At 68.9% G+C, this 25,135-nt stretch carries 29 protein-coding genes and 1 riboswitch; of the genes, 13 read left to right on the forward strand and 16 right to left on the reverse strand.

Annotated elements, in window-relative coordinates; genetic code table 11:
* Positions 1-39 precede the first annotated feature (39 nt).
* The 4 genes from ACTTAG_RS06530 to ACTTAG_RS06545 are packed head-to-tail and all read left to right on the forward strand — an operon-like array spanning position 40 to position 3,834.
* On the forward strand, positions 40-1,026 hold the full coding sequence (locus tag ACTTAG_RS06530) for an ABC transporter substrate-binding protein (RefSeq protein ID WP_444464704.1): 987 nt from the start codon (positions 40-42) through the stop codon (positions 1,024-1,026).
* Positions 1,023-1,832 carry an ABC transporter permease gene (locus tag ACTTAG_RS06535; protein WP_444464705.1) on the forward strand — a complete coding sequence of 270 codons (810 nt, stop codon included), beginning with the start codon at positions 1,023-1,025 and terminating at the stop codon, positions 1,830-1,832. Before ACTTAG_RS06530 ends, ACTTAG_RS06535 begins: the two co-directional genes overlap by 4 nt.
* Positions 1,829-2,584 (forward strand): ABC transporter ATP-binding protein, encoded by a 756-nt coding sequence (locus tag ACTTAG_RS06540; protein WP_444464706.1) that lies wholly within the window; start codon positions 1,829-1,831, stop codon positions 2,582-2,584. Before ACTTAG_RS06535 ends, ACTTAG_RS06540 begins: the two co-directional genes overlap by 4 nt.
* Positions 2,581-3,834, forward strand: coding sequence for an NnrS family protein (locus ACTTAG_RS06545; RefSeq protein WP_444464707.1), 1,254 nt, complete (start codon positions 2,581-2,583; stop codon positions 3,832-3,834). Before ACTTAG_RS06540 ends, ACTTAG_RS06545 begins: the two co-directional genes overlap by 4 nt.
* 139 nt (positions 3,835-3,973) lie before the next feature.
* On the opposite strand, the gene ACTTAG_RS06550 is transcribed toward ACTTAG_RS06545, so the two are convergent.
* The 9 genes from ACTTAG_RS06550 to ACTTAG_RS06590 form a co-directional block, all read right to left on the reverse strand.
* The gene (locus tag ACTTAG_RS06550) at positions 3,974-5,359 is read right to left on the reverse strand and encodes an ABC transporter ATP-binding protein (protein WP_444464708.1); all 1,386 of its coding nucleotides are present in this window, start codon (positions 5,357-5,359) and stop codon (positions 3,974-3,976) included.
* On the reverse strand, positions 5,356-6,129 hold the full coding sequence (locus tag ACTTAG_RS06555; RefSeq protein WP_444464709.1) for an ABC transporter permease: 774 nt from the start codon (positions 6,127-6,129) through the stop codon (positions 5,356-5,358). The genes ACTTAG_RS06550 and ACTTAG_RS06555 overlap by 4 nt, the downstream gene beginning before the upstream one ends.
* On the reverse strand, positions 6,126-7,070 hold the full coding sequence (locus tag ACTTAG_RS06560) for an ABC transporter permease (RefSeq protein WP_444464710.1): 945 nt from the start codon (positions 7,068-7,070) through the stop codon (positions 6,126-6,128). The genes ACTTAG_RS06555 and ACTTAG_RS06560 overlap by 4 nt, the downstream gene beginning before the upstream one ends.
* Positions 7,067-8,569, reverse strand: coding sequence for an ABC transporter substrate-binding protein (locus ACTTAG_RS06565; protein WP_444464711.1), 1,503 nt, complete (start codon positions 8,567-8,569; stop codon positions 7,067-7,069). The genes ACTTAG_RS06560 and ACTTAG_RS06565 overlap by 4 nt, the downstream gene beginning before the upstream one ends.
* Positions 8,570-8,686: 117 nt before the next feature.
* Positions 8,687-9,352, reverse strand: a complete 666-nt coding sequence (locus ACTTAG_RS06570) for an energy-coupling factor ABC transporter ATP-binding protein (RefSeq protein WP_444464712.1) — start codon at positions 9,350-9,352, stop codon at positions 8,687-8,689.
* On the reverse strand, positions 9,336-10,130 hold the full coding sequence (gene cbiQ / locus ACTTAG_RS06575; protein WP_444464713.1) for a cobalt ECF transporter T component CbiQ: 795 nt from the start codon (positions 10,128-10,130) through the stop codon (positions 9,336-9,338). The genes ACTTAG_RS06570 and cbiQ overlap by 17 nt, the downstream gene beginning before the upstream one ends.
* 2 nt (positions 10,131-10,132) lie before the next feature.
* The gene (locus ACTTAG_RS06580) at positions 10,133-10,714 is read right to left on the reverse strand and encodes a cobalt ABC transporter permease (RefSeq protein ID WP_444464714.1); all 582 of its coding nucleotides are present in this window, start codon (positions 10,712-10,714) and stop codon (positions 10,133-10,135) included.
* Entirely contained in the window at positions 10,711-11,322 is a 612-nt protein-coding gene (gene cbiM / locus ACTTAG_RS06585; protein ID WP_444464715.1) for a cobalt transporter CbiM, read from the reverse strand. Before cbiM ends, ACTTAG_RS06580 begins: the two co-directional genes overlap by 4 nt.
* 1 nt (position 11,323) lies before the next feature.
* Positions 11,324-12,112, reverse strand: coding sequence for a DUF4198 domain-containing protein (locus tag ACTTAG_RS06590; protein ID WP_444464716.1), 789 nt, complete (start codon positions 12,110-12,112; stop codon positions 11,324-11,326).
* A gap of 129 nt (positions 12,113-12,241) precedes the next feature.
* A riboswitch (cobalamin riboswitch) is annotated at positions 12,242-12,461 on the reverse strand.
* 168 nt (positions 12,462-12,629) lie between these two features.
* Between ACTTAG_RS06590 and ACTTAG_RS06595 the strand changes: the two genes are divergently transcribed.
* Positions 12,630-13,097, forward strand: a complete 468-nt coding sequence (locus ACTTAG_RS06595; protein WP_444464717.1) for a hypothetical protein — start codon at positions 12,630-12,632, stop codon at positions 13,095-13,097.
* Positions 13,098-13,311: 214 nt separating this feature from the next.
* On the opposite strand, the gene ACTTAG_RS06600 is transcribed toward ACTTAG_RS06595, so the two are convergent.
* The 5 genes from ACTTAG_RS06600 to ACTTAG_RS06620 are packed head-to-tail and all read right to left on the reverse strand — an operon-like array spanning position 13,312 to position 17,030.
* Positions 13,312-13,698, reverse strand: a complete 387-nt coding sequence (locus ACTTAG_RS06600; RefSeq protein ID WP_444464718.1) for an HMA2 domain-containing protein — start codon at positions 13,696-13,698, stop codon at positions 13,312-13,314.
* A 50-nt stretch (positions 13,699-13,748) separates the two neighbouring features.
* Complete coding sequence (locus tag ACTTAG_RS06605) at positions 13,749-15,890, reverse strand: heavy metal translocating P-type ATPase (RefSeq protein WP_444464719.1); 2,142 nt, start codon at positions 15,888-15,890, stop codon at positions 13,749-13,751.
* A gap of 21 nt (positions 15,891-15,911) precedes the next feature.
* On the reverse strand, positions 15,912-16,166 hold the full coding sequence (locus tag ACTTAG_RS06610; RefSeq protein WP_444464720.1) for a hypothetical protein: 255 nt from the start codon (positions 16,164-16,166) through the stop codon (positions 15,912-15,914).
* On the reverse strand, positions 16,163-16,522 hold the full coding sequence (locus ACTTAG_RS06615; protein WP_444464721.1) for a hypothetical protein: 360 nt from the start codon (positions 16,520-16,522) through the stop codon (positions 16,163-16,165). The genes ACTTAG_RS06610 and ACTTAG_RS06615 overlap by 4 nt, the downstream gene beginning before the upstream one ends.
* Before the next feature lies 1 nt (position 16,523).
* Positions 16,524-17,030, reverse strand: a complete 507-nt coding sequence (locus tag ACTTAG_RS06620; protein ID WP_444464722.1) for a hypothetical protein — start codon at positions 17,028-17,030, stop codon at positions 16,524-16,526.
* Positions 17,031-17,167: 137 nt separating this feature from the next.
* On the opposite strand from ACTTAG_RS06620, the gene ACTTAG_RS06625 reads away from it, so the two are divergent.
* The 3 genes from ACTTAG_RS06625 (at position 17,168) to ACTTAG_RS06635 (ending at position 18,625) form a co-directional block, all read left to right on the forward strand.
* Entirely contained in the window at positions 17,168-17,449 is a 282-nt protein-coding gene (locus tag ACTTAG_RS06625; protein WP_444464723.1) for a FeoA family protein, read from the forward strand.
* A gap of 167 nt (positions 17,450-17,616) precedes the next feature.
* Positions 17,617-18,165 (forward strand): flavodoxin, encoded by a 549-nt coding sequence (locus ACTTAG_RS06630; protein ID WP_444464724.1) that lies wholly within the window; start codon positions 17,617-17,619, stop codon positions 18,163-18,165.
* A gap of 28 nt (positions 18,166-18,193) precedes the next feature.
* Positions 18,194-18,625, forward strand: a complete 432-nt coding sequence (locus ACTTAG_RS06635; protein ID WP_444464725.1) for a hypothetical protein — start codon at positions 18,194-18,196, stop codon at positions 18,623-18,625.
* A gap of 146 nt (positions 18,626-18,771) precedes the next feature.
* Here ACTTAG_RS06635 and ACTTAG_RS06640 read toward each other — a convergent pair whose 3' ends face one another.
* Positions 18,772-18,960 carry a hypothetical protein gene (locus ACTTAG_RS06640; RefSeq protein ID WP_013067147.1) on the reverse strand — a complete coding sequence of 63 codons (189 nt, stop codon included), beginning with the start codon at positions 18,958-18,960 and terminating at the stop codon, positions 18,772-18,774.
* 447 nt (positions 18,961-19,407) lie between these two features.
* Here ACTTAG_RS06640 and ACTTAG_RS06645 point away from each other — a divergent pair, with 447 nt between their 5' ends.
* Positions 19,408-19,533, forward strand: a complete 126-nt coding sequence (locus tag ACTTAG_RS06645) for a hemin uptake protein HemP (RefSeq protein ID WP_444465206.1) — start codon at positions 19,408-19,410, stop codon at positions 19,531-19,533.
* A 46-nt stretch (positions 19,534-19,579) separates the two neighbouring features.
* On the opposite strand, the gene ACTTAG_RS06650 is transcribed toward ACTTAG_RS06645, so the two are convergent.
* Entirely contained in the window at positions 19,580-20,116 is a 537-nt protein-coding gene (locus ACTTAG_RS06650; RefSeq protein WP_444464726.1) for a ferritin-like domain-containing protein, read from the reverse strand.
* 194 nt (positions 20,117-20,310) lie between these two features.
* On the opposite strand from ACTTAG_RS06650, the gene ACTTAG_RS06655 reads away from it, so the two are divergent.
* Genes ACTTAG_RS06655 through ACTTAG_RS06670 form a run of 4 tightly spaced genes read left to right on the forward strand, consistent with a single transcriptional unit; the run spans position 20,311 to position 25,126 of the window.
* Positions 20,311-22,119 carry an ABC transporter ATP-binding protein gene (locus ACTTAG_RS06655; protein WP_444464727.1) on the forward strand — a complete coding sequence of 603 codons (1,809 nt, stop codon included), beginning with the start codon at positions 20,311-20,313 and terminating at the stop codon, positions 22,117-22,119.
* Positions 22,116-23,858, forward strand: a complete 1,743-nt coding sequence (locus ACTTAG_RS06660; protein ID WP_444464728.1) for an ABC transporter ATP-binding protein — start codon at positions 22,116-22,118, stop codon at positions 23,856-23,858. Before ACTTAG_RS06655 ends, ACTTAG_RS06660 begins: the two co-directional genes overlap by 4 nt.
* Entirely contained in the window at positions 23,843-24,409 is a 567-nt protein-coding gene (locus ACTTAG_RS06665) for a hypothetical protein (protein ID WP_444464729.1), read from the forward strand. Before ACTTAG_RS06660 ends, ACTTAG_RS06665 begins: the two co-directional genes overlap by 16 nt.
* Before the next feature lie 3 nt (positions 24,410-24,412).
* Entirely contained in the window at positions 24,413-25,126 is a 714-nt protein-coding gene (locus tag ACTTAG_RS06670) for an MFS transporter (RefSeq protein ID WP_444464730.1), read from the forward strand.
* The last annotated feature ends 9 nt before the right edge of the window (positions 25,127-25,135 follow it).

The following is a 25,135-nucleotide window of genomic DNA, read 5'->3' on the forward strand; positions in this document are numbered from 1 at the left end:
AAATAAACTCATCTATACCCGCCTGAACAGGAGGCCCCGATGACCCGTTTCGATCCCACCCGCCGCGCCGTGATGCTGGGCACTTTGGCCGCGCTTGCCAGCCCCGCCGTGCTGCGCGCCGCACCGCTGCTGCCCGATCTGACGATCTGGGGGCCGCCCGCCGGTCCCGCGATCATCGCCGCCCATGCGGTGGCCAAGGGTGCCCTGTCCGGTGTGGCGGGGCAGGTGACCTTCACCCCCTGGCGCGACCCCGACGAATTGCGCGCGGGGCTGACCTCGGGGCGGATGCAGGTGGTGATCGTGCCAAGCAATGCCGCGGCGAACCTTTACAACCGCGGTCTTGGGCTGCGCATGGTCAATGCGATGACGCTGGGGCTGAACTATCTGGTTGCCCGCGATCCGGGCCTTGACAGCGCGGCGAAACTGGCAGGGCGGCGGGTGGCGCTGCCGTTTCGCAACGACACGCCCGACATTCTGCTGCGCCGGGTTCTGGCCGAGGCGGGGGTGGAGGAAGGCGACCTGACCGTGGTGCCCGCCGCAACCCCGATCGAGGCGGTGCAGCTATTGCTCTCTGGCCGGGCCGAGGCCGCGATGCTGCCCGAACCCGCCACGACCCTGGCCGAGATGCGGGCGCTGCAAGCCGGGCAACAGCTGTTCCGCGTCCTTGATCTGCAGGCCGAATGGGGCAAGATCACCGGGCTTGGCCCGGCATTGCCGCAAGCGGGGCTTGCGGCAATGCCCGATTTCGACACCGCTCATCCCGGCGCCATCGAGGCGATCCATGCCGCGCTGGCCGCGACCCTGCCCGAGGTTCTGGCCGCGCCCGATCTGGCCGCCGCCTCGGCCAGCCCCGCGCTTGGCCTGCCCGCGCCGATCCTGGCGAAGTCGATCCCGCGTTCGGCGCTGACCGTCACCCCCGCGCGCCAGCTTCGCCCGGCGTTCGAGGCGATGTTCACCGCCGTGGCCGAGGTGGACCCGAAAGCCATCGGCGGCCATCTGCCCGATGACGGGTTTTACCGGCTGTGAGGTGGCTTGCGCACCGGCTCGGCCGGATCGGGCGGTTTTTGTGGGGTGGCTGGGCCGGTCTGGCCGGGCTTTGCCTTTTGGCGGCGCTCTGGCAGGCCGGGCACGAGGCCTGGGGCGAGATCGTTCTGCCCGCGCCGCTCGCCACCGTTCAGGCCGCCGCGGCGATCCTGCAAAGCCCTGAAAACTGGGCGATCTTCGCGCAGACCATGGGCCGGGCGCTGGCCGGTTTCGCGCTTTCAGCGCTGATCGGCGGCGCGGCGGGGCTGATTGCGGGCTATTCCCCGGCGGTGCTGCGGCTGGCGCGGCCGCTTTTGACGGTGATTCTTGGCGTGCCGCCGATTGCCTGGCTTGTCGTCGCGCTGATCTGGTTTGGCGCCTCGGACGGGATGGTGATCTTTACCATTCTGGTCGGTGTGGTGCCGCTGGTCTTTGCCGGCACCGCCGAGGGGGTCGCCGCCCGCGACCGGGGCCTTGACGCGATGGCGCAGGCCTTCGGCGCGGGGCCGGTGCGGCGGCTCGTGACGGTCGGGCTGCGGCAGATGCTGGCGCATCTTTTCCCGGCGCTGATGCTGGGGCTCGCCTCGGCGATCAAGGTGGCGGTGATGATCGAGGTTCTGGCCTCGGTCGGCGGCATTGGGGATGAGCTGGCCAAGGCCCGGCAATATCTGGATGTGACGCAGGCTTTGGCCTGGATCGGGCTGTCGGTCGCGGGGCTGATCGCGGTCGAATACGGTCTGGTGCATCCGGTCCGGGCGGAACTGGAACGCTGGCGCGAGGCGGCCCGGCCCTGGGGGGTGAAACGATGAGCGATCCGGTTCTGCGGCTTTCGGCCGTTGCGCATGTGTTTTTGGGCCGCGAGGTGGTCTCGAAGCTTGACCTTGCCATTGCCCGCTCCGAGGTGGTGGCGCTGGTCGGCCCCTCGGGTTGCGGCAAGTCCACGCTGGTGCATCTGGCGGCGGGGCTATTGGTGCCGCGGTCGGGGCGGATCACCCGCGCCTATGCGCGCCACGGCATGGTGTTTCAGGAGCCGCGCCTGATGCCCTGGGCCGATGCGCTGGAAAACATCGCCTTTGCGGCGCGGCTGGCGGGGCAGGGCAGGGCGCAGGCGCGCCAAGCGGCCCGGGCCGCCGCCGAGCGGGTGCATTTCGCCGCCGAGGATCTGGGCAAATTCCCGGTCGAACTCTCGGGCGGCATGCGCCAGCGCATCGCCATTGCCCGCGCGCTGGTGGCAAAGCCGGATTTCCTCTATTTCGACGAGCCCTTCACCGCGCTCGATGTGGCGCTGAAACGGCGGATGCAGGATCTGGTGATCGCCGCCAGCGCCGCGGCCAGCCTGGGGGCGCTGTTCGTGACGCATGATCTGGCCGAGGCCGCCCGGATCGCCCATCGCATCGCGGTGATGCATCCGACCGGGCAGGGCATCGCGGGGCTGCGCGCGGTGCCCGGCACCCCGGGCCACCGGACCGAGACCGAGATCTTCGATCTGACCCGGCATTGGCAGGCCGAGGATCCGCTGTTCCGCCATATCCACGACGTTGACGAAAGGCGCATCGCATGACCCCGCCGATCCCGAACCTGTCGGGCACCGGTTTCGTGCCGGTCGAGGTGATCAAGGCGCAGATGCGCCCGCCGCGGCATCGGGTGATCTCGGACGAGGGGTTTCGGCTGTTCTTTCCGCTGGCCGCGCTTCATGCCGCGCTATGGCCGTTCCTGTGGGTCGCGCTGCAGGACTATGCGCTGCTTGGTGCCACCGAGATCGCCCCCACGGTCTGGCACATGCACGAGATGCTGTTTGGCGCTTTCGGCGCGGCGCTGATCGGCTTTCTGACCACGGCCTGGCCGGAATGGACCGATACCGCGCCGCTGCGGGGCCGCGCGCTTTGGGGGCTCGCGGGGCTATGGGGCGGGGCGCGGATCATCGGCCTTTTGGGGCTGGATGCGCTGACGCCTTTCGCCGCGCTGTGCGATCTGGGCTGGATCGCGGCGCTTGTCGTTTACGGGCTGCGGCTGTCCTGGCGCCAGCGGAGCGACACGCTTTTGGCCTTTCTGGCGTGGCTTTCGGCTTTTGCGGCGTTCGAGGCCGTGACGCGGGCGCAGATGACGCTCGGCGACAGTTTCGCCGCCACCGAGGCGGTGAAGACTGCCGGGCTGGTGTTTCTGGGCCTGCTGGGGCTGGCGCTGTCGCGCATCACCGTGCCGGTGAGCAATCTGGTGCTGGACCCGAGCGGCGCCACCTCGCCCTATCGGCCCCATCCCGGGCGGCTCAATCTGGCCTCGGGGCTGGTGGCGCTGGTGATCGCCGCGCGGATCGCCGGGGCGAGCGAGGCGGTGACGGGCTGGCTCTTGATCGCGGCGGGGGCGGCTTTTCTGGACCGGCTGGCCGAGGGGTTCATCGGCCGCGCCGCCCTGCGCGCCGAGATCGTCGCGCTGATGCTGCCTTCGGCGCTGGCCGGGGCGGGGCTGATCTGGCTTGGGGCGGTGGGTCTGGGGGCGGATCTGAGCACGGCGGGCGGCTGGCATCTGGCGCTGATGGGCGGGCTTGGCCTTGCCGTGCTGGCGGTGATGTCGATTTCCGGACTGTTTCACACCGGCCACAGCCTGCCCTTGCCAGGCGCGGTGCGGGGGACGCTGACGCTGCTGCTCGCCTCGGTGGTGCTGCGCCTTGCGCCCGAGACTGACCTGCTCGATCCCTTCCACGCGCATCTTGCCGCCTCGGTGATCTGGGCGGCGGGTTTTGCGGTCTGGCTTTGGCGCTATCTGCCGCTGCTGGCCAACCCCGAAACGCTCGGCGATCACGACGGCTGCTGAGACCCGTGCATGTCGGGCCGGAGAATCCGCCCCGCGCCCGTTCCCCCGCAACATCGCAAACCCAGCCGCCATGGCGCGGTGCCCGAGGAGGGGCGGTGCGGGGCAGCCATCTGCACGGCAGCCTCGGCGCGCGGGACCTCTATATCGGTGTCAGCCGGATCACCCGGTCGCTGATCGCCGCCAGAAGAGCGTGGTCATGGCTGACGATCACCATCGCCATGCCGCTTTCGCGGCCGATCTCGACCATCAGCCGGATCGTCAGCGCCTGCGTCACCGGATCCAGCCGCGAAGTGGGCTCGTCGGCGAACAGGAACACGGGATCGAGCAGCAGCGCCCGCATCAGCGCGATGCGCTGCAACTCGCCGCCTGAAACGGCACCGGGCCTGCGGGCGAGCAACTCAGGCGACAGCTTCAGCCGATCCAGCAGCGGCGCCACCCGGCCCCGGTCGATCCGATGCCGCGCCAGCAGGTCGTCCAGCCCCTCGGCCAGCGTGATCCGCGCCGGAAAGGCGGCGGGCGGGTCCTGCCAGAGCTTCTGAAAGGCAAGTTTCGGCAGCGCCGGGTCCCGCCAAAGCCTGCCCTGATGCGGCAAAAGCCCCAACAGCGCATTGCCAAGGCTCGACTTGCCGCAGCCCGAGGGCCCCGCCACCGCCAGAATCTGCCCGGGCGAAAGGGTGAAATCGAGCGGCGCAAACAGGCTCCGGCCGTCGCGCGCCACCGTGAACCCCTCGGCCCGCAGCAGCGGCGCGGCTTCGGGCACGGGATCGGGGCGCGGCCAATGCGCCGGATCGGCGGCGATCAGCGCTTGCGTATAGGGATGCGCGGGCGCGGCCAGCACGCGTTCGGCCGGGCCGCGTTCGACCACCGTGCCGCCCTGCATCACCAGGATCTCGCCGCCCAGGCCCGCCGCAAGAGTCAGATCATGGGTGATCGTCAAAAGCCCGCCGCCGCCTTCAAGCCCGCGCCGCAACAGCGCCAGAACGTCATCGCGTCGGTCGCTGTCGAGCCCCTTGGTCGGCTCGTCGGCCACGGTGATCCGTGCCCCGCCCGCCCGCGCCGCCGCAAAGGCCAGCCGCTGCGCCATGCCGCCCGAAAGCTGCCAGGGGTATTTCCCCCCCGCCCCCTCAAGGCCCAGCTCGGCCAGATCGGCCTTGGCCCGCCGCCCCGGCCGGGGATCGGCGGCGACAAGGTCATGCACCTCGGCCAGCTGATAATGGCCGGTCATCAGGGGATCGAGCGCCAGCCAGGGCTCTTGCGGCAGAACCGCGATCTGCCGCCCCCAGAGCGCCCGACTGCCCTGCGGCCGGGCCGGGTCAAGCTCCGTCTCGCCCACCCGCAGCTGTCCGCCGGCCACCAGCCCGCGCGGCAGCGTGCCGAGCAGCGCCTGCGCCAGCAGGCTCTTGCCCGAGCCGCTTTCGCCCAGCACCGTCACCGCCCGCCCCGCGGGCAGCGTCAGCGACACCGGGTCCAGCAGCCGCTCGGCCCCGGCCATGACTTTGATGTCTTTTGCCTGCAACAGGGTCATTCGCGGCCTCCGGCAATCAGGTTGAGGGACAAAAGCAGCGCGAAACAGGCCGCGACGGGCTGCAACAGCGCAAAGGGCGCCTCGCGCCAGCTGGGCAGCAGCTCGACCATCATCAGGCCAAGTTCCGGCGTCGGCGCGCGCATGCCGACGCTGACAAAGCCCAGCGCGGCGATGGCGGCAACGGCATTGGCCACGCCAAAGGCCGCGGTGGTGCGCAGCATCGGGCCGATCTCGGGCCAGAGGATGCGGCGAAACACCCAGACCGGGCCGAAGCCCTGCAGCGTCGCCGCCTCGACCGCGGGGCTGGCAAGCGTGCTGCGCGCGACGGACCGGGTCAGGCGGAAGAACTCGATCCATTGCACCGCGGCCAGCCCCGCCCAGAAGGCCAGCGGCGTCGAGGGCAGGATCACCCCCATCATCAGCACCATCAGCAAAGCGGGCAAGGCCAGCACGCTGTCGGCCAGAAGCGACAGGCCGCGGTCGATCCAGCCGCCGCGCCAGCTGGCCAGCGCGCCAAGCGCGATGCCGATTGCTGCAGCCGTGGCGGTGGCGGTGAAGGCGATCGTCAGCGACAGCCGCAGCGCCTGCGACAGCCGCGCGAACATCGAGCGCCCCAGATGATCATAGCCGAACCAGGCCAGCGCATCGGGCCCGGCCAGGGCCCGCAAGAGCGTCTGTTTGAACGGCCCCAAAGGCGCGATCAGCGGCCCGATCAACGCAAGGGCCACCAAGGTGCCCAGGATGCCGAAACCAAGATGTCTTGCCCTCATGCGCGGACCTCCCGCGGGTCGATGCGGCGCAGGGCCAGATCAATCAGCGTGTTGAGAAGAACGAAGGACAGCCCCATCACCAGCGCCGTTCCCTGCACCATCGGCACGTCGCGGTGAAACACCGCATGGATCAGCGCATGACCGATGCCGGGCCAGCCGAAGATGGTTTCCACCACCACCACCCCCTCGGCCAGCAGCACGAATTGCAGGCCCAGATAGGTCAGCAGCGGCGCGGCGATGTTGCGCAGCCCGTGACGGGTCAGCACCTGCCCCTCGCTCAGCCCCTTGGTGCGGGCAAAGGCATGGGCGGGGCTTGCGGCAAAGGCCGCCATCGCATCGCGGGCAATCCGCGCCGAGGCGGCAGCAAGGCCAAGCGCCAGCGTCGTCGCGGGCAGGACCAGATGGCTGACCTGCCCGTGCCCCGCGGCGGGCAGAAGCCGCAGCTGCACCGCAAGGACCACGATCAGCACCAGCCCCAGCAGGAATTGCGGCACCGCCCGCAGCGCCGCGGCGGCCACCAGCAGCGCGCGATCAAACCGCCCCCCGGCGCGCAGCCCGGCGTAAATGCCCAGTGGCGGCCCGATCAGCAGCGACAGCCCCAGCGCCACCGCCGCCAGCTGCAGGCTGGCGCCCAGCTGATGCGCGATCTCCTGCCAGACCGGCAGGCCCGAAACCATCGACCGGCCCAGATCGAGCCGCGCCAGATCGGCCATCCACTGGGCGAACAGCACCAGCGGTCCGGCGCCCAGGTTCAGCTCGGCCCGCACCGCCTCGGCCAGATCGGCCGAGGCGAGGTCATAGCCATAGCGCGCGGCGGCGATGCGGAAGGCCATGTCCCCGGGCATCGCCTGCATCATCAGAAACGACATCACGCCGACGACAAAAGCGACGCCCGCCGCCTGCAACAGGCGGAAGGCAAGGGTCCGAAGCGCGAAGGTCACTGCACGATCTCCGCCGATTTCAGCCCGAAGGTCCGTTCATAGGGGTCGATCACGATCCCCTTGACGGAAGTCGAGACCGCCGCCGTCTGCTGATACCAGGCGATCGGCAGCACCGGCAGATCGGCCTGCAAGGTTGCGGAAAGGGCGGCTTTTTCGGCAGCCGTGCCGCCCTCGGCTGCGATCTTGCGCACGGAGGCGGTGAAATCGGGATTGTCCCAACCCATCGCCCCCCAATCGCCCGTGGGCGCGTAATCCTGCATCAGCGTGCCGATCGGATCGGGGACCAGCGCAAAATTGCGGGCAAAGAGCGCCATCTGCAGCGTTCCGGCCGCATGTTTTGCCGGGATTTCCGAGGAGTTGGTCGAATTGATCGTCACCGCGATGCCGACCTCGCGCAGCATCTGCTCCAGCACCGCCGCCGTCAGCGGCAGTTCCGGCCGGTCGGGATAGGTCAGCAGCTCGACCGCAAAGGGCTGGCCGTCGTGCTGCAAGATGCCATCGGGACCGGGCAGCCACCCCGCCGCGGCAAAGGCGGCCTTGGCGGCCTCGGGGTCATAGGCCAGCGGCGCCAGCGCCGGATCGTGCCAGGCGCCCATCGCGGGGGGAAACATCTGCGTCGCCGCCGCCGGATAGCGCAACACCGCCTGCGCCAGCCCCGCCCGGTCAATCGCCAGCGACAGCGCCCGGCGCTCCTCGACCGTGTCGAAGAAGGGCGAGGCGAGGTTCAGCTTCAACAGCAGCACCCGCGGCAGCGAGACGGAATGGACGGTGACGGTCTTGACCTCGGCCAGCCGGGTGACCGAGGCGGGATCAAGGTTCACCACCAGCCCCGCATCCCCCGATTCCGCCATCAAGGCCCGGGTCTCGGCCCGGCTGACGCCCGCGTAATGGATCGCGTCAAGCTTCGCTCGTCCGCCCCAGTAGCCGTCAAAGCGCACCGCTTCCAGCCGCAGCGGCGGTTCCAGCACCGTCACCCGGAAGGCGCCGGTGCCGATCAGCGCCGTCACCGTGCCGTCGGCGGCATAGGCCGCAGGCGCCAGAATCCCGGTGCGATATTCGGCCAAAAACGCGGGCAAGGCGGCAAAGGGGGCCGAAAGCGTGATCACCACCTCCTCGCCCTCGGCGGCGATGGCGGCCACGGGCGCTTTGGCCAGGATGCCTTCCTTTTTCCATGACCAGTTCAGCGCCAGAGCGGCGGCCTCGGGCGTCAGCGGGCTGCCGTCATGGAACCGCACGCCGGGGCGGATGTGAAACCGCCAGGCCAGCCCGTCCTCCGACACCGACCAGCGATCCGAGAGACCGGGCAGAAGCGCCCCGGTGGCATCGCTGTTCACCAGCGTTTCCATCACATCCATCTTCAGGAAGATATCGCCCGAGAGCAGCGGATCGGCCGCCTTGATCTCGAAAGGCGCGGCGATGGCAAGTGTCGCGGGATCGGCCAGAACCGGCAGCGCGGGCAAGGCCGCGATCAACGCGGCAAGCGAAAGGCGGGAAAGCATGGGCAGTCTCCAGTTTGAAATGTTATTACGTATTATTTCCATCCTCCGCGCGCGGCAAGGGCAGCCTGGCCCGGCACGCGGCGGCGAAGGGGAACGGACCGAAGGACCGGGCGCGGATCAGCGCGGAGGTGCCTGCGGCACAAGCCGCCCCCCGGCCAGATGCAGGTCGCGCTGCACCAGACGGGCGCGAAAGGCGGGATCGTGGCTGACCAGCAGGATCGCCTGCGGCAGCGCCTGCAGGATGGCCAAAAGCCGCGCCTCGTTGTCGGGATCAAGCGCATTCGTCGGCTCGTCAAGCAGCAGCACCTCGGGGCGCATCACCAGCACGGTGGCCAGCGTCACCAGCCGCTTTTCGCCCCCCGACAGATGATGCGTGACCCGGTTGCGCAGCGCCGTCAGCGCCAGCTGCTCCAGCACCGCATCGACCCGCCGCAACGCCTCGGTCCGTGACAGGCCCAGATTGAGCGGGCCAAAGGCGATATCCTCGGCGACGGTGGGGCAAAACAGCTGATCGTCGGGGTCCTGAAACACCAGCCCGATGCGACGGCGGATCTGCTGGAAATCGGCCTCGCGTTCGCAGGGACGGCCAAAGGCGCGGATGGTGCCGCGGGCAGGCCGGATCAGCCCCAGCGCGATGCGCAAAAGCGTCGATTTGCCGGTGCCATTCGCCCCGACCAGCGCGACGCGTTCGCCCGGGCCCAGCGTCAGGCTGGCACCGTTCAAAACCGGCGCCTGACCGGGATAGCCGAAATGGATGTCGTCAAGCTCAAGCAGCGCGGACAAGGGCGACCTCCATGGCGATCAGAAGCCCCAGCGCAAGGGCAAACAGCACCCCGAACAGCCGGTCCCCGGCGCCGAAGGCAAGATCGTCCAGCAGCGGGATCTGACCGGTGAAGCCCCGGCATTTCATCGCCTGCAAGATCCGTTCCGACCGTTCAAGCGCCCGCACCAGCATCATGCCGACCAGCTGGCCAAGGCTGACCCATGTGTGCCGGTTGGAGCCCGGGCGAAAGGCCCGCGCCCGCATCGCCTGCCGCGCGCGGTCATATTCGGCGCGCAAGACCTCGATGTAGCGCACGGTGAACAGCAGCAGATGCACCAGCCGCAGGGGCAGGCGCAGCCGTGCGAGCGCATGGCCAAGCCGCACCGGATCAAGCGTGCCCACCAGAACCATGAGCATCAGGATCACCGCATTGGCCGTCAGCGCGATTTCGGCGACCAGGCGCAGCCCCTCGGCCGTGGCCACAAAGCCCCCCGGCAGCGTCAGCGCGGGCGTGCCGGGCGTGGTGAAGGGCAGGATCAGCAGCATGAAGACGATGAACCCGTCCATCATCACCATGCGCCGCAACGTCGGGCCCGGCGGCAGGCCCGAAAGCGCCAGCGCCATCAGCGCCACCAGCAGCGCCAGCGCCAGCGCGGGCAGGCTTGAAAGCCCGGTCACCACCACGGCAAAGGCGGCGGCGGCCAGCACCCGCCCGCGCGGATCAAGCCCGTGGATCGGCGCGAGCCCGCCGGTCGCGCCGCCCGGATGCGGTGGTGCGAGGCTCAACAGATGGGCCATGCTCAGCCTGCCATCAGCCGCCGCCGCGCGGCCAGATAAAAGCCCAGCCCGAACAGCCCGGCGATATAGCCGATTCCGCCAAGAATCGTCTGCAGGTCGTTCTTCTCCTTGTAGGCGGCAATTTCCTGCCGCAACGGGCGGATCTCGTCGCGCATCAGGGCGGCGATCTGCTCGGCGTCGATCGACGCGGCCTGCGGCGCTGCCGCACTGGCACCGGAAGCCGCCGCGGGCGCGGCGGAGGAGACCGCCTTGCCCAGAATCGCCGCGACCTCGGCGGCAGGCAGGGTCACCTCGGCCACATGGCCCGCGCCCAGATCGGCGCGAAACAGGTGATCGACCGGCTCGGCGGGGGTGAAGGTGAAGCCGCCCGCGTCATCCGTCACCGTCTCGCCCAGCACCCGGCCCGCGGGATCGGTGACGCTGACCGTCGTGTTCACCGCCATGTCGCCATTGGAAAAGCCGATCTCGCCCTCGATCCTGGCGCCCGCAGGATAGACCGAGGCGATGACCTTGTGCGCAAGTGCGGGCAGTGGGGCCAGCGTCAGACACAGCGCCAGCGCGGCAAGCAGGGAAGGGGATTTCATCGGGTCGTCTCCATCGCATGGAACAGCTCGGGTTTGACGCGCAGCGCCAGAGAGACGGCGGCGGCGGTCAGCACCGCCTCGACCGCCATCACCGGGATATGGGCAAGGAACACCAGCTTCGCGGCAGGCAGGAATTGATCGCCGCTCAGCGCCAGACAGACCGCGACGCACAGCGTGGTCAGCGCGATCGCCAGCGCGCCGCCGACCCCGCCCCAGACTGCCGCATGGGCGACACCGCGGCGAATAAGCGGGCCAAGCGCCAGCCCCACGATCGCCGCGGGCATCGCGATGTTGAAGGTGTTGACCCCCAGCACCGTCACCCCGCCGAAACCGAAGAAGACCGCCTGCAGCAACAGCCCGACGAACAGCGCCGGAAAGGCCGCCCAGCCCAGCACCAGCCCCGCCATGCCATTGAGGATCAGATGCACCGAAGACGGCCCGATCGGCACATGCACCAGCGAGGCGACGAAGAACGCCGCCGACAGCACCCCGGCGGCCGGGATGCGCTCCATCGTCATCGCGCGCAGGCCAAGGGCGATGCCCCCGGCAGCCGCCACCGCCCCGCCAATCACCACCGGATTGGCCAGGGCTCCGTCGACGATATGCATGTCACTTCACATCCCAGGCGCGGACCCAGATCACGGCATCCTGGCTCAGCTCCTTGCCCGCATGCTCTTTCGCGGGGCCGGTGCCGAGCGCCGCAAAGCCCCACCAGCCCGCTTTCGGCACGCCGAAGGTGAAATGGCCGTTCGCATCCGAAATCGCCACGACCGCGCCGCCCGGCATCGGCCCGGCGCTGGGCGCCTTGGGCGCATTCGTGGCCAGATCGGGTTCGGCCGCCATGTATTCGATCTCGATTTCGGCGCCCGCGACCGGCTTGCCCTCGGCCAGCACCTGCCCGGTAAAGGTCGATCCGGCCAGGATGTTGTAGGGCTTGTTCAGGGGCACGATCTCGGTCGCGAGCCCCTGCGGTTCCATCCAGTCGGTGGGCAGTTCGGCATGGTTCAGATAGACCTTGGTCAACTGCTGGATGAAGATGTCCTCGCTGGGCTCCAGATAGGGCGCGGGCTCGACGACAAGGACGTAATCCCCCGCCTTCGTCACCGGAACGCTGGCGGCATAGGCCGCGGCGGCATTGTCCTTGCCCTGAAAGGTGATCGGTTCAAGCCGGTCGATCAGGTCGATTTTCTTGCCCTTGTTGAGCGCGTAGAACGCCTGCGGCGCGCCCATGTCCATCGCATGGCCATTCTCGAACGGATGCCAGAAGATCAGCCGCAAGGGCACGTCACCGGGGCCCTCGATGATCGGATTTTCGGTGTAGATCAGCTGGAAATGCGCCTCGGCCGCAGTCGGCAGAAGCAGGGCGGCCGTGGCGGCCAGGGCTTTCATCGGGATCATGGGTCGTTCCTCTCCTGGTCCGTCCGAAGACGGCAACGTGAAAGGACGGACGGGATGAGGCACGCGGCAGACCACAGGCCTGCCCCGAGCCAGACGCACACCCCGGCGTCCGGACTGGCGCCCGGATTGCTCCGGCGCGCATCACAGGCAGGTCTCCTGGCTCGCGGGTCTTCGCTTTGCCGGCCTTCCCGGACCGGTTCGGTCCAGTGGCATCTTCGGCATCGCTCTCCGCTCACAGTTGCGGGGGCAGCCACGGATTTGGCGCCTGATGGCTACACCGCACCGTATTCCCTCTTTCCCCCCCTCATGCTTGCGCATGCCATGGGGGACCGATGACCCCCCTGATGGGCCACAGCCGGGCGGGAATGTCAACCACCCCCGTCGCGGCGTTTTCGACCGCGCCGCGCCATCGCATCAAAGCCGCATCATGACGCTTGACGCGGGAAAGTATTTTTATCAAGTATAAGATACCCAGCCAGGCGCGCGGCATTCCCCTTTCCTTGCAAGAGGTCCGCCCATGTCCGCGTCGGATGGCTGCCCGTCCCATCGTTCCGCTTTTGCCAAGGCCCCGGCCGCAGACAGCCTGCCCGGGCAGATCCTGCACATCCTGCGGCTGCAGATCCAGAGCCAGATCCAGCCCGGACGGCAGGGCTGGCAGCGCGGGCTTGGCCTGGCCACGCAGGTCTGGGGCCCGGTCGAGGGGCCGCAGGTCTTTGCCGCCGTGGCGGCGATGCTGGACGAAATGGGCCGCGCCCGCCGCTCCACCTTTCGCTTTTCCAACCCCGATTGCGCAGGCTGCGCCGCCACGATGACGGCGCATGAAGCGCTTTTCCTGCAATGCTTTACCTTCCTCCGCCAGGCCGCGCGCGACAAGGCGGAGCGCTCTGCCTTCCTGTTGTGCGAAGCCAACCCCTGTCCGGGCTTTCTGGCGGCGACCGAGCGGCTGGCGAGGGGTCTTCCCTCCTCTTTGCCGGTGTCGCTCTGACCGCCGTCCCGGACCGGCATCCCCGAGGGCCTTCCCGCCCTCGGGGACCTGCCATCGGCGTGGGGTGGGCGGATCGGCACGACCCGACGCCCCGCGATATCCCTCGTTTGTCGGCAAAATATTCCACACTTGCAGCGACCGTGCCGTGATCCGGAGGCCCGGGAAAAACCGCGCGGACTGACCATGCCGCGGATCGCGAGTGCTGGCTGACGCCTCAGATCGCGGCGGCGACGATGCGGGTGATGAAGGTGTTCAGCACCGCCTTGCTCATCGCCACACTCATCGCCTGCTTGAACTCGGGCGAGAGTTTGGCGCCCAGGATCGGCGCAGTCGTGCGGTTCGCGGCGGGCTGCGCCGTCGGGCGGGTCAGCGCGGCTTTCGGGCAATGGGCGCAGATATGGTCCAGGATCGCCCCCACCTCGCCGCGCTCGACATGGTAATGCACGATCACCGAGGCCGCGCCGCGGTTCACCTCGACCGCCAGAACCCCTTCGAGCGCCCCCACCTTTTCATGAAGCCTCTGCGCCAGATCGGCATCGCGGCGCAGCGCCTCGATCTTGAAGCGGGCGCGGCCGGGAATGTGATGCACGCAGCAGACCATGGGAGACTCCGTTCCTGACCCGTGCAGGATGCAGAGCATAAGTAATTCTGTCAAGAATTATCCCGAAGGATGTCGGCCCGGCTGTGCGGAAAGCCCGCCTGCGCCAGCGCATGCAGCAAAAGCGCAAAGGTCGAGCCGTTGTGCATCAAGGAGGCCGCGACCGGCGACAGCCGCCCCGAGGAGGCCGCAACAAAAAGCCCGGTGTTGATCGCCAAGGCCAGCGTGGTGTTGGTGCGGATGATCGCCATTGCCCGGTCGCAGGTCTCGCGCGCGTCGGCCACGGCGCCGATCCGATCTTCCGACAGGGTGATGTCGGCCGCCGCCCGGGCGATGTCGGCGCCCTGCGCCATCGCGATGCCGACCCCGGCCGAAGCCAGCGCCGGGGCATCGTTGATGCCGTCGCCGACAAAGGCGATGCGCCGCCCCTCGGCCCGCAGCCGCGACAGGATTGCGGCCTTGTCCTCGGGGCGCAATTCGGCATGGACCGCGTCAAAACCCAGCTCGCGCCCCAGCGCCTCGGCCCGCGCACGGCGATCGCCGGTCAGCATGACAAGGTGCTTCACCCCGGCGCGGCGCAGCCTCTGGGCGGTGCCGCGCGCATCCGCCCGCAGACTGTCGCGCAGCCCGAACAGTGCCGCCGGACGCCCGGCCATCGCCATGTAAAGCGTCATCTTTCCGGCCTCGGCCAAGGTCTCGATCTGCGTCGTATGGGGGGCGAAATCGACCCCCTCGCGGGCCATGAAATGCCGCGCGCCCAGCAGCACCTCGGCCCCGCCAAGGCTGGCCCGCAGTCCGCGCCCGACCTCGACCGTCACATCGCCGGAAAGATCCGCCACCAGCCCCCGCGACTGTGCCGCGCAGCGGATCGCCCGCGCGATCGGATGCTGCGCCGCCCCTTCCAGCGCCGCCGCAAGGCCCAGAACCTCGGCCTCGGTCTGCCCGTCAAGCGGCAGCACATCGCACAGATCAAGCCGCCCCTCGGTCAGCGTGCCGGTCTTGTCGAAAACGAACGTATCGGCGGCCGAGAGCTTCTCGATCGAGGGACCGCCCTTGATCAGGATCCCCCGCGCCACCGCCGCCGACATCGTCGCGCGCACCGCGACCGGGGCGGAGAGCTTGATCGGACAGGCATAGTCGACCAGAAACACCGAAGAGAGCCTGCGCAGATCGCGCGTCACGGCCAGCGTCGCCGCCCCCAGACCCAGCGTCATCCAGACCTGCCGGTTCGCCTGCGCGCTGGCCAGTTTCTCGGTCTCGGACCGTTCCGCAAGCGCGCCACGGATCAGCGCCGCAATCCGCGCCGTCGTCGTTTCCGCCCCCACCTGCTCGGCGCGGATGCGCAAGAGCCCGCTTTCCAGCGTCGATCCCGCAATCGCCTGCGCGCCCGGCTCTTTCGTCACGGCCAGACTTTCGCCGGTGATCGAGGCCTCGTTCACCTGCGCCGCGCCCGCGATCACCAGGCCATCGACCGGCACCGCCTCGCCGGTCTGCACCAGCACGATATCGCCCTGCGCCACCTGCTCGAAGGGCAGATCCAGCACCGCCCCCGCGCGCTCGACCCGCGCGGTCGCGGGGTTGGGCATCAACAGCCCCTGCAGCAGCGCGCCGGATTGCCGCATCGTGGTCTCTTCCAGATATTCGCCCGCCTCCATCATCATGTCGGTGGTCAGCGCGGTGCCGAAACTGCCCCGGGCAACGCCCAGAGAGACCGCCAGCGCATCCAGCACCTCGACCGAGACGCCCTTGCTGACAAGCGCATCGAGCCCGCCCAGAACGCGCGGCGCGATCGCCCAAAGCACCAGCGCCCGGCCGATCGGCTGCGGCAGCACCGGCAGCGCCGCCAGAAGCGCAAGACGGCCAAGGATCGGCGCGGCCGAAGTCGCCCCGGGGGCAGGGCCCGGCGCAGGGCGGCGCAGCTGATCCGGGTTCAGGCGGCCGATCCGGTCGAGCAGCCGCGCCCGCGTCGCCGCCGTGCCGTCATGGGTCACGATCACGCTGGCCGCCGCCGGGTTGAGCCGCACCGAACGGACGCCGCGGATCTGCCGCAGGGTCCGGGCAAGGGCGTCGCTGTCCAGATCGGGCCGGGCAAGCCACGGCAGTTTCAGCCGCAGCCGCCCGTGCGCTTCATGGGCGATCCGCAGCAGAGATGTCCCGGCGGGCGGGCCACCGGTCAGGGAAAGATCAAGACGCATCCGGCCACCTGCCCTTCGGCGTTACTTCTGCTGCTGCGCGCGCACCTCGGATTCGGCATCGCGGAAGCGTTCCTTCGCCTCCTCGAGCCCACCCTGCAGGCCGAGCCAAATTTGGGCAAGGCCCCCCATCAGCTTGCGCTGCGCCGCCTCGTTGGTCAGGACGTAAGTCACCAGCCCGCCCACGACCGCCCCGGTCAGAAAGCGCGGGTTCGAAAGCAGCCCGGGCTGACCCGTGTCCTCGGAGGGCGCGGGGGTTTGCGCATTGGTGTCGGTCATTGCACGCCCCCGGTTTCTTCTGGCGCGTCTTCGGCGGCAGTTTCGGGCGCAGGCGCGGGTTTGCGACTGGAATTGGCGAAATAGATCACCCCCGCCGCCAGCGCGACAAGCCCCAGCATCGGCGCATTGCGCGCCAGATGCGTGGCAAGCGTGGCCACCGCGCCCGCCCCCGCGCCGATCGCGGCGCTGTTGGCGGTGGCGCGCATCGCCGCATCGGTCGTGGTCTGGCCGTTGCGGACCCGGATCCCCTCGTTGATCGCGGTCCAGGCGCCGGTGATCGCGGCGCCATTCACCCCGGCCCGCAGGATCTGCGTGCTCGAGGGCATCAGCGGCGCGGCTTTCGGTTGCGAAGACATCTCAGCTCTCCTCTGTGGTGGGGGCGGGTTTCGCCGCGGCGGGCGGGGTGCCCATGCCATTCATGCCGAACCCCTGCGCGGCAAAGCCCGCAAACATCGCCTTGAGCGCGGGCAGATTGGCCAGCGCCAACGCGACGGCCGAGCCCGCCACCGCGCCTTTCCAGAAATCGCGGTCGCGCAGATTGAACAGCACCCCCAGCGTCTCGGCCGAGACATCGCCGCGGGCGAGACGGTCAAACGCCTGCATCAGATCGCGGTTGTCGGGCTGTTGCGGGCCCTGACCCGGCCCGAATCCCGCCCCGAACCCAGGCCCGGCCCCGGATTGCGGGCCGTTTTGCGCCCCGCCCTGAAACCCAGGTCCCGGACCCGCCTGCGGCCCCCAGCCTGGGGCACAGCCCGCGACCCAGGGTGGTTCCGGCCCGAAATAATACCACCCCACCGGCGGCGCGGCGCCCGGTCCCGGCCCGCCTCCGCGGCGGTCGTCATTGTCGTCGTCGTGCTTGCTCATCGTCTCGCTGTCCCGTCTCGCTTGCATCAGTTCAGCGTGAAGTTGACTATCTCGACATGACATGGGTCAAGGATAAATGTTGAGTGTTTTACTAAGGTCGCAAAAATGCCGCAGCCCTTCGTCTGAGAGAGGTTCCGATGCCCGATGACACCCGCCCCGATCCCCGATTTGGCGCCACAGCGCCGCTGCTGCCGCTTGCCCTTGCCGCACCCGGCACGCTGTTTCAGGTGGCGCGGTTGGCAGGCTGCGCCGATTTTCAGCATCGGATGGTGGCCATGGGGCTGGGACCGGGGCGCAGGCTGCAGGTGACGCAGAACGGCGGCGGGCAGATAGTCCTTGCCTTGGGCGAAACCCGCATCGCGCTGGGGCGCGGCATGGCGCAAAAGATCCTTGTGCAGCCCGTCGCCACGCCCGCCTGACCGGCGTCGCCATCTCGACTCCGACATTGTTGAGTAATTCACTTTTCTTTTGTTGGATTCCTGACAATTTTGCCCAACAATGGGTTTCAAAACCGCGCGCAAAGCCTGGCACGAAGCTTGCGAAGCAACTGCGGGGGCATCAGGCCCGTCAGCCAAAAGGGGACATCATGGCGAAGATCGGACTCTTCTTCGGATCGGACACCGGAACCACGCGCAAGATTGCCAAGCAGATCAAGGACATGTTCGACGATGAGGTGATGGCCAAGCCGCTCAACGTCAACCGCGCTGATGTGGCCGATTTCATGGCCTATGACTTTCTGATCCTTGGCTCGCCGACGCTGGGCGACGGGCAGTTGCCGGGGCTGAGCGCCAATGCCGCCTCGGAAAGCTGGGAGGAATTCCTGCCCAGGATCGCCGATCAGGATTTCAGCGGCAAGACGATCGCGCTGTTCGGGCTGGGCGATCAGGTCACCTATCCGCTGGAATTCGTCAATGCCTTGTTCTTCCTGCATGAATTCTTCTCGGATCGGGGGGCGAAGCTGGTCGGGCGCTGGCCTGCCGCTGGGTATGGGTTCGAAGATTCGCTGGCCGTGGTGGAGGGCGAATTCCTGGGCCTTGCCCTGGATCAGGACAATCAGGCGGCGCTGACGCCCGAGCGGCTCAAGGGCTGGCTGTCGCTGATCGCGGCCGATTTCGGCCTTGTCCTGCCTGCATGATCGCTTGCCCCGGAAAGGCGCCCCTCCCATGAAAGACCTACCCCTGTCGCCCGCGACCGATGCCAGCGCCGCCCCGGCCGCGCCCTGGCAAGAGGATGTTCTGGCCGCGCTGCGGTTGATGATCGACAGTTACCGCGCGCCGGAACGCGACGGCTGGTGTCTTGCGCTCGACCGGGCGCAGGCGCGCTGGGGCGAGACGCGGGGGGCGATCGTCTTTGCCGATCTGGCGCAGGTTCTGTCGCGGCTGCGTGTGGCGCGGCATTCGCCCTTCGGCTTTGGGCGGGTGGACGGATCGCACCCCCGTCCGACCCGGCACGAGGCGCTGTTTTTGCAGGTGGTGCGGCTGAGCCATGCCGGGCACGCGGCGCAGGCCGAGGCGGTGGCCACGCTGCTGTGCGAGGGCAACGAGGTCACCGCTTACCTCAATGCGGTGCGCCGTCTGGTGGCCCATCTCGACTGAGCGGCAAGGCGGAATGCGGGGCCGGAATGCAGAAAGGGCAGCGCGCTGCGCTGCCCTTTTGACGTGGTCCCGATCAAAGCTGGCTGGGGTGCTTTGTGGCTTGCCGTGGTGGCTGGCGGAAAGCGGACCTGGCTTGCGAAATCGGATCAGGCGTTTTCTTCTTCGAAGTGCCCGCACCAGTCGGATTCCTTCACCACCGGCCACAGGCCGCGGGCGTCGGGGGCAATCTGGGTGACGGGCGGGTTGAAGCGGCACAGACCGGCATCGGCCAGTTCTTTTTCACCGTTCGCGACATGATCTTCGAAGAAAGCGCATTTGGCGCAAGTGGCAGACATGACATGTCTCCTCTGTTCAAACCGGGCGTCGCCCAACCGCGTCGCCTAGCTTTTGATAGACCCGGCGATCGCAAAAATCAAGTGAAACTTCAATGAAATCAAATACTTGATCGTTTTCATGCGGATTGACTGGGCAAGGGTTTTGCTCGGGTTTCCGTCCCGGTGACGCCGTGCCGCAACCTCCTGATCGAACTGTCGCTTTTCTTCGCCCTCGAATTCCGATAGAAACACTCGACAGTTTTCAGGGGCGGTTTGACCCCCGATCGGCAGGCCCCAACGGCGGTTTCGTCCCCGCAAGGCCCCCTGCGATCCCGAGCGGTGCGCCTCCCCGGCGCGCAAGGAGAATCGCACATGTGCAATGACGAGGGACGGCCGAAACTTGCGCTTGGAAGCGGTGTCGGCAGCGATTTCGGCGGGCAGGGCCCGGACGCGGCGCAAGGCCCCGACATCGCGCCGCCGTTGCACGACGCGCGGGCGCTGACCGAGGGGGGAAGCCTTGTGCAGATCGTGCTGGACGGCGTCACCTATACCCTGCGCATCACCCGCAACGGCAAGCTGATCCTGACGAAGTGATCCGGCCCCCGGGGACTATCGGCCTTCTGCGGGTGTCAGGACCGGCTCAGCCGGTCTTGCGCCGCAACGCACGGACCAGAACCGCCGCGGCCGCAAGGCCGATCGCCCCGACCAGCGGGCTGGCTCCCGAAGCGGGGCTTGCGGCAGGGTGGGGCGCCGGCCCCGATCCGGCCCCCGATCCGGCCCGTGCCAGACAGGCCCGGAACGCGGGCAGGTGATTGAGCGCCGAGGCCGCACGCAGCCGGGCAAAGACCAGCAGCGTGGCCGGATCGCTGACGCTGCGGCTGAGCCGGTCATACATCGCGGCATTGGCGATTTCGGCGGCGACTCCGCCTTCACAGGCCGCGATCAGGCTTTCGGGGGCCGCAATCCGACCGGCGAACCGATCTGGCGGCACCGCAAATCCGTGCTGGCTCAACAGCCCCTCCAGCGCCGCCACATGCCGTCCCTCGGCCCAGACGATGTTGGCAAAGGGCTGCACCGGGCCGAACCGCGCCAGAACCGCCGCATAGATGGCCCGGGCCCGGTATTCATCCTCGATCGCCTCGATCAGCGCCGCCCGCAGTGCCCCGGCCTGTGTCATCGCCTGTCTCCGACTGTTGCCACGCGCTCAGGATACAGATTTGCGCGTAACAGCCGACTTTTTTTGTCGGGTTGCGCAACATGTCGCAGCCGCCCGCGCCGCACAAGTTTTGTTTCGCAAATCACAACCCGGCGCGGTTGAGCGCGGGGAGACACAATCCTAATAAAAACACTCGGAATAATCGGAGGCGGATCGTGGCAGCGACGGGAACGGACGAGGCGGGGGTCAAGCTCTGGCCGGTGGCGGGGCGCTTGATCGGGTTGATGCGTCGCCACCGCGGAGTGCTGGCGCTTTCGGTGGCCTGCGGCACGCTGGCGGCCTTGTTTTCGCTCAGCCCCTATCTGGCGACGGCGGCGGTGCTGATAGCCTTTTTCGCGCCGCAGGTGGATTGGGGCTTCGTGGCCTTGGCGGGGCTGGCGGGGCTTGCCGGGCTGGTGGCGGAAAAGGCGCTTTTTGGCCTTTCCACCTACCTGTCGCATCGCATCGCCTTTGCGACGCAGCGCGAATTGCGTTTCGAGCTGGCGCAAAAGCTGGCCCGGGTGCCGCTTGGCTTCACCGATGAACGCTCCAAGGGCGAGATCCGCAACACGATGGTCGACGAGATCGAGGTGCTCGAAGACGGCATGGCGCATCTGGTGCCCGAGGTCAGCGCGGCGGTGATCGCGCCCTTGCTGACGCTGGGGCTGATGCTGGCGATCGACTGGCGGCTGGCCCTGCTGATGATCGCGCCGATGCTGGTCGGGCTCTGGATGATGGGCCGGATGATGAAGGATGCCGAGGGGCCGACGCGCGATTATCTGGAGATTCAGTCGCGCATGGCCACGGTGGCGGCGGAAATGGCCGATGGCATCGCCACCGTGCGCGCCTTCAACCAGGATGCGCAGGCCAGCCGCCGCGCCGGGGCGGTCTTTGCCGAGATGCGGCAGATGTCCGATGCCTGGCTGGATCGCGCGATCATCCCGGGCACGGCGGCGCAGGTGCTGTTGACCAGCCATCTGATGCTTTTGGGTTCGGTCGGGCTGGTGATGGCGGCGGCGGGATGGGTCGATCTGGCGGTCTTTGCCGCCTTCCTCGCCGTGGCTTACGGTTTTGGCGATCTGTTCGCGGCGATCCAGGGGATCAGCCACCGGCTGTTTCGTCAGCATGAGCTGCTGGAACGGCTCGATGCCCTGCGCAACGTTGCCGAACTGCCCCCCGCGACCGGCACCCCCGCGATCGCCGATGCCTCGATCCGCTTCGAGCACGTCAGCTTTTCCTATGGCGCGCGCGAGGTGATTTCCGACATCAGCTTCGATCTGCCCGCCGGGCGCTGTCTGGCGCTGGTCGGGCCCTCGGGGTCCGGCAAATCCACCGTCGCGCGGCTGATCGGCCGGTTTCAGGACCCCGCCGCGGGCACGATCCGCATCGGCGGGCAGGCGCTGCGCGAGATCGACCCCGAGGCGCTGCACCGCCATCTGGCCTATGTGTTTCAGGATGTCTTCCTGTTCAGCGGCACCGTGGCCGAGAATATCGCGCTGGGCCGGGCCGGGGCGACGCGGGCCGAGATCGAGGCGGCGGCCCGGGCGGCAAGGGCGCATGATTTCATCACCGCCCTGCCGCAGGGCTATGACACGGTTCTGGGCGAACGCGGCTTCGGGCTTTCGGGCGGCGAGCGGCAACGGATCTCGATTGCCCGCGCGATCCTGAAGGATGCGCCGATCCTGATCCTTGACGAGGCGACGGCCTTTGCCGATCCCGAAAACGAGGCGCTGATCCAGGATGCGGTGGCCGATCTGGCCCGCGGGCGCACCGTCGTTGTCATCGCGCACCGGCTGCACACCATCGTTCATGTCGACGAGATCCTGGTGCTCGAAACCGGCCGGATCGTCGAGCGCGGCAGCCATGCGGCGCTGCTGGCGGCGGGCGGTCTCTTTGCCCGGATGTGGCAGGCGCAGGAGGCGACGCGCAGCTTCCGCCATGCCACCACCTCCACCCCGACCCTGCAAGCGGAGGCAGCACAATGAAACTGATCCGGTTCATCTGGTCCTATCTGCCGCCGCTGCGCGGGCAATATCTGGTCTCGATCCTGCTGGCCGGGGTCGAGGGGCTTCTGGCTGCGGTGCCGCCGCTGGCGGTCGGGCTGGGGCTGATGCGGCTGGCCGAGGGGCCGGCGAGCGTGGCCGATATCGCCCCCCATGCGGCGGCCTGCCTGCTGGCGGTGCTGCTGCGCATCCGGGTGATCCAGCGCGCCTGGAAGCTGGGTTATGGCGCGGGCAACCATGCCGCCGAGGCGGTGCGCAACCGCATCGTCACCCATATGCGCCGCGTGCCGCTGGGCGCTTTGTCGGGCCGCTGGGCCCCGGCGCGGCTGGCCACGCTGATCGCCGAAGACGGCCGCTGGCTGAACGAGACCTCGACCTTTTATCTCAACCGCTTCCTCAATGCGCTTTTTGCGACGGCCCTGCTGCTGGCCGCGGCGGTCTGGTTTGCGCCCGCGGCGGGGCTTGCCATCGTTCTGGCGCTGGGCGGGGGCGTCGCGGCGCTGATCGTCGCCGGGCCGATCCTGAGCCGCTTCCTGCGCGCCCGCAACGAGATGATCGGCGAGGCGACCTTGCGGATCGGCGAATATGCCGATGGCATTGCGGTCTTTCGCGCCTTTGGCCGCAGCGGCACGGCGCAGGCGCAACTTCGCGCCGCGGTCGAGGCGCTGCATGACACGACGCTGGCCATGGCGCCGAAGCTGGTGCCGCTGCAACAGGCCGGGGCGGCGATGATCGCGCTGGCCGCGCCGCTGGCCATCCTGCTCGTCGCGGCTTTGGCGCGGACGGGGCAGGCGCCCGATCCGGCTGCGGTGATCCCGGCGCTGTTCCTGACGCTTGCGGCCGCGACCACCTTTTACACCGGCGTGCTCAAGATCGTGCTGCCGCTGGAGTTGGGCGAGCGGGCGCGGGTCAATATCGGCGCCTTTCTGGCGGGTCCCGAACTGCAGGGCAGGCGGCGCGATTTCCGCCCCGATCTCGACATCGACTTTCAGGCGGTGCGGTTCCGCCATGCCCCCGACAAGCCCGATGCCGTGCGCGACATTTCCTTTGCGGCGCGGCAGGGCCGGGTCACCGCCATCGTCGGGCCGAGCGGCGCGGGCAAATCGACGCTGGTCGCGCTGCTCTTGCGGTTTCACGACCTGAGCGGCGGGCAGATCCGGCTGGGCGGGGTCGATCTGCGCGAGGCGGACCCGGCGGCGGTGCAGGCGCTCGTGTCGCTGGTGTCGCAAGACGTGCATCTGTTCCGCGACACGCTGCGGGCCAATCTGCTGCTGGGCGATCCGGGCGCCGATCCGGACCGGCTGGCCCGGGTGATCGCGGCGGCGCAGCTGGGCGATCTGGTGGCGGCGCTGCCTGCGGGGCTGGACACGGTTCTGGGGGACACCGGGCGGACGCTTTCGGGCGGCGAGCGGCAGCGGGTGGCGATTGCGCGAGCACTTCTGAAGGACGCACCGGTGATCGTGCTCGACGAGGCGACCTCGGCGATGGACCCGCTGAGCGAGGCGGCGATCCAGCGCGCGATTGCGGCGCTCGAAACCGACCGCACGGTGATCGTCATCGCGCATCGGCTGCGCACGGTGACCGAGGCCGACGAGATCATCGTGATGGCGGGCGGGCAGATCGTGGCGCGGGGGCGGCATGACGACCTGCTTGCGGCGGGCGGGCTTTATGGCAGGCTTTGGGCGGCGCAGGAGAAAGCCGCCGGATGGCGGCTCAGATGAGCGCCGCGATGCCGGACGACAGCGCGGGGCGCTGGCGCATCCTGGCGGGGGTCTTTGCCTTCATGCTCGCCTCCTCGGTGCCGATGTCGTTTTTCTACTATGTCTTTCCGCCGATGCTGCGCGCCTCGGGCCATTCGGCGGAGCTGGTCAGCGCGCTGGCGCTGGTCTATCTGCCCTATGTCCTGCGCGGGCTCTGGGCCTTTGCGATCGCCCGGGCGCTGGGCGGGCGGGCGCAGGCCTGGCGCCATGCGACGCTGGCCCTATCGGTTCTGGCGGCGGCCGGGGTGCTGGCGTTGCTGCCGCTCGATCCGGCACGCCAGCCCGGCCCGATCATGGCGGTGGCGGCGTTCCTGTTTCTGGTGCTGGCCAGCGGCATGACCACGCTTGACGGCTATGTCCTTGCCACACTTGGCGAACGGGGCCGGGCAGCGGTGCCCGGCTGGGGCGCGGCGGGTATGGCCCTGGGGGGGGCATTCTGGTCGGTATCGCCGCCTGGCTGGGCTGGATCGGCGGCGCCTGGGGGCAGGGGGTCTGGCTTTTGGCGGCGCTGACGCTTGCGCCTGCGCTGGCGGTGGCGATCCTGCCGCGTCAGGCCGGGGCGGTGCAGACTGGGGCGGAGCCTGCCGATACCGCCACGTCGCCGCGCCCCGCGGCCGCCGCTGCGCGGGCTGTGGCGCGCGGTCTGGCAGGATCCGGCTTTGCCGCGGCTCGTCCTCGTGTCGCTTCTGGCGCATGGCGCCATCGGGCTCGTCTCGGGGTATCTGCCGGTCCTGCAGGTCGATGCGGGGTTGCAGATCGGCGAGATCGGCCTGTTCAGCGCGGTGGCGGCCAATGGGCTTGGCCTTGCGGGGGCGGTGATCGGCGGCGCCATCGTCGCGCGGATCGGCGGCTGGAAAAGCCTGTCGCTGGTCACGATCCTGCTGGCGCTGTGCCTTGGCGCCGCGGCGGCGCTGCACGGGCTGATCTGGGGACGCGGCTTTGCCGTCGCGCTGACCGCGGTGACGATGCTGGCGGGCTACATCTATTACGTGCCCTATCGCGCGCTGTGCCTGCAATCGAGCCGCGGCGATCATGCGGTGACGCAGGCGGCCTGGCTGTCCTCTTGCGACATGGTGGTCAGCATCCTGGCGATGTCGGTCGCGGGCACGCTGGCCGCGCGGCTTGGCCTCGTGCCCTTCCTTGTCCTTTGCACCCTTGCGGCCTCTGGCGCCGCCCTTGTGGCGCTGCGCCGGGCCCTGCCGTCCCGCGCCGCGCTGGCCCCGAATTGACAGACCGGA

The sequence above is a fragment of the Rhodobacter capsulatus genome (genome assembly GCF_052363185.1).
Lineage (GTDB): Bacteria > Pseudomonadota > Alphaproteobacteria > Rhodobacterales > Rhodobacteraceae > Rhodobacter > Rhodobacter capsulatus_E.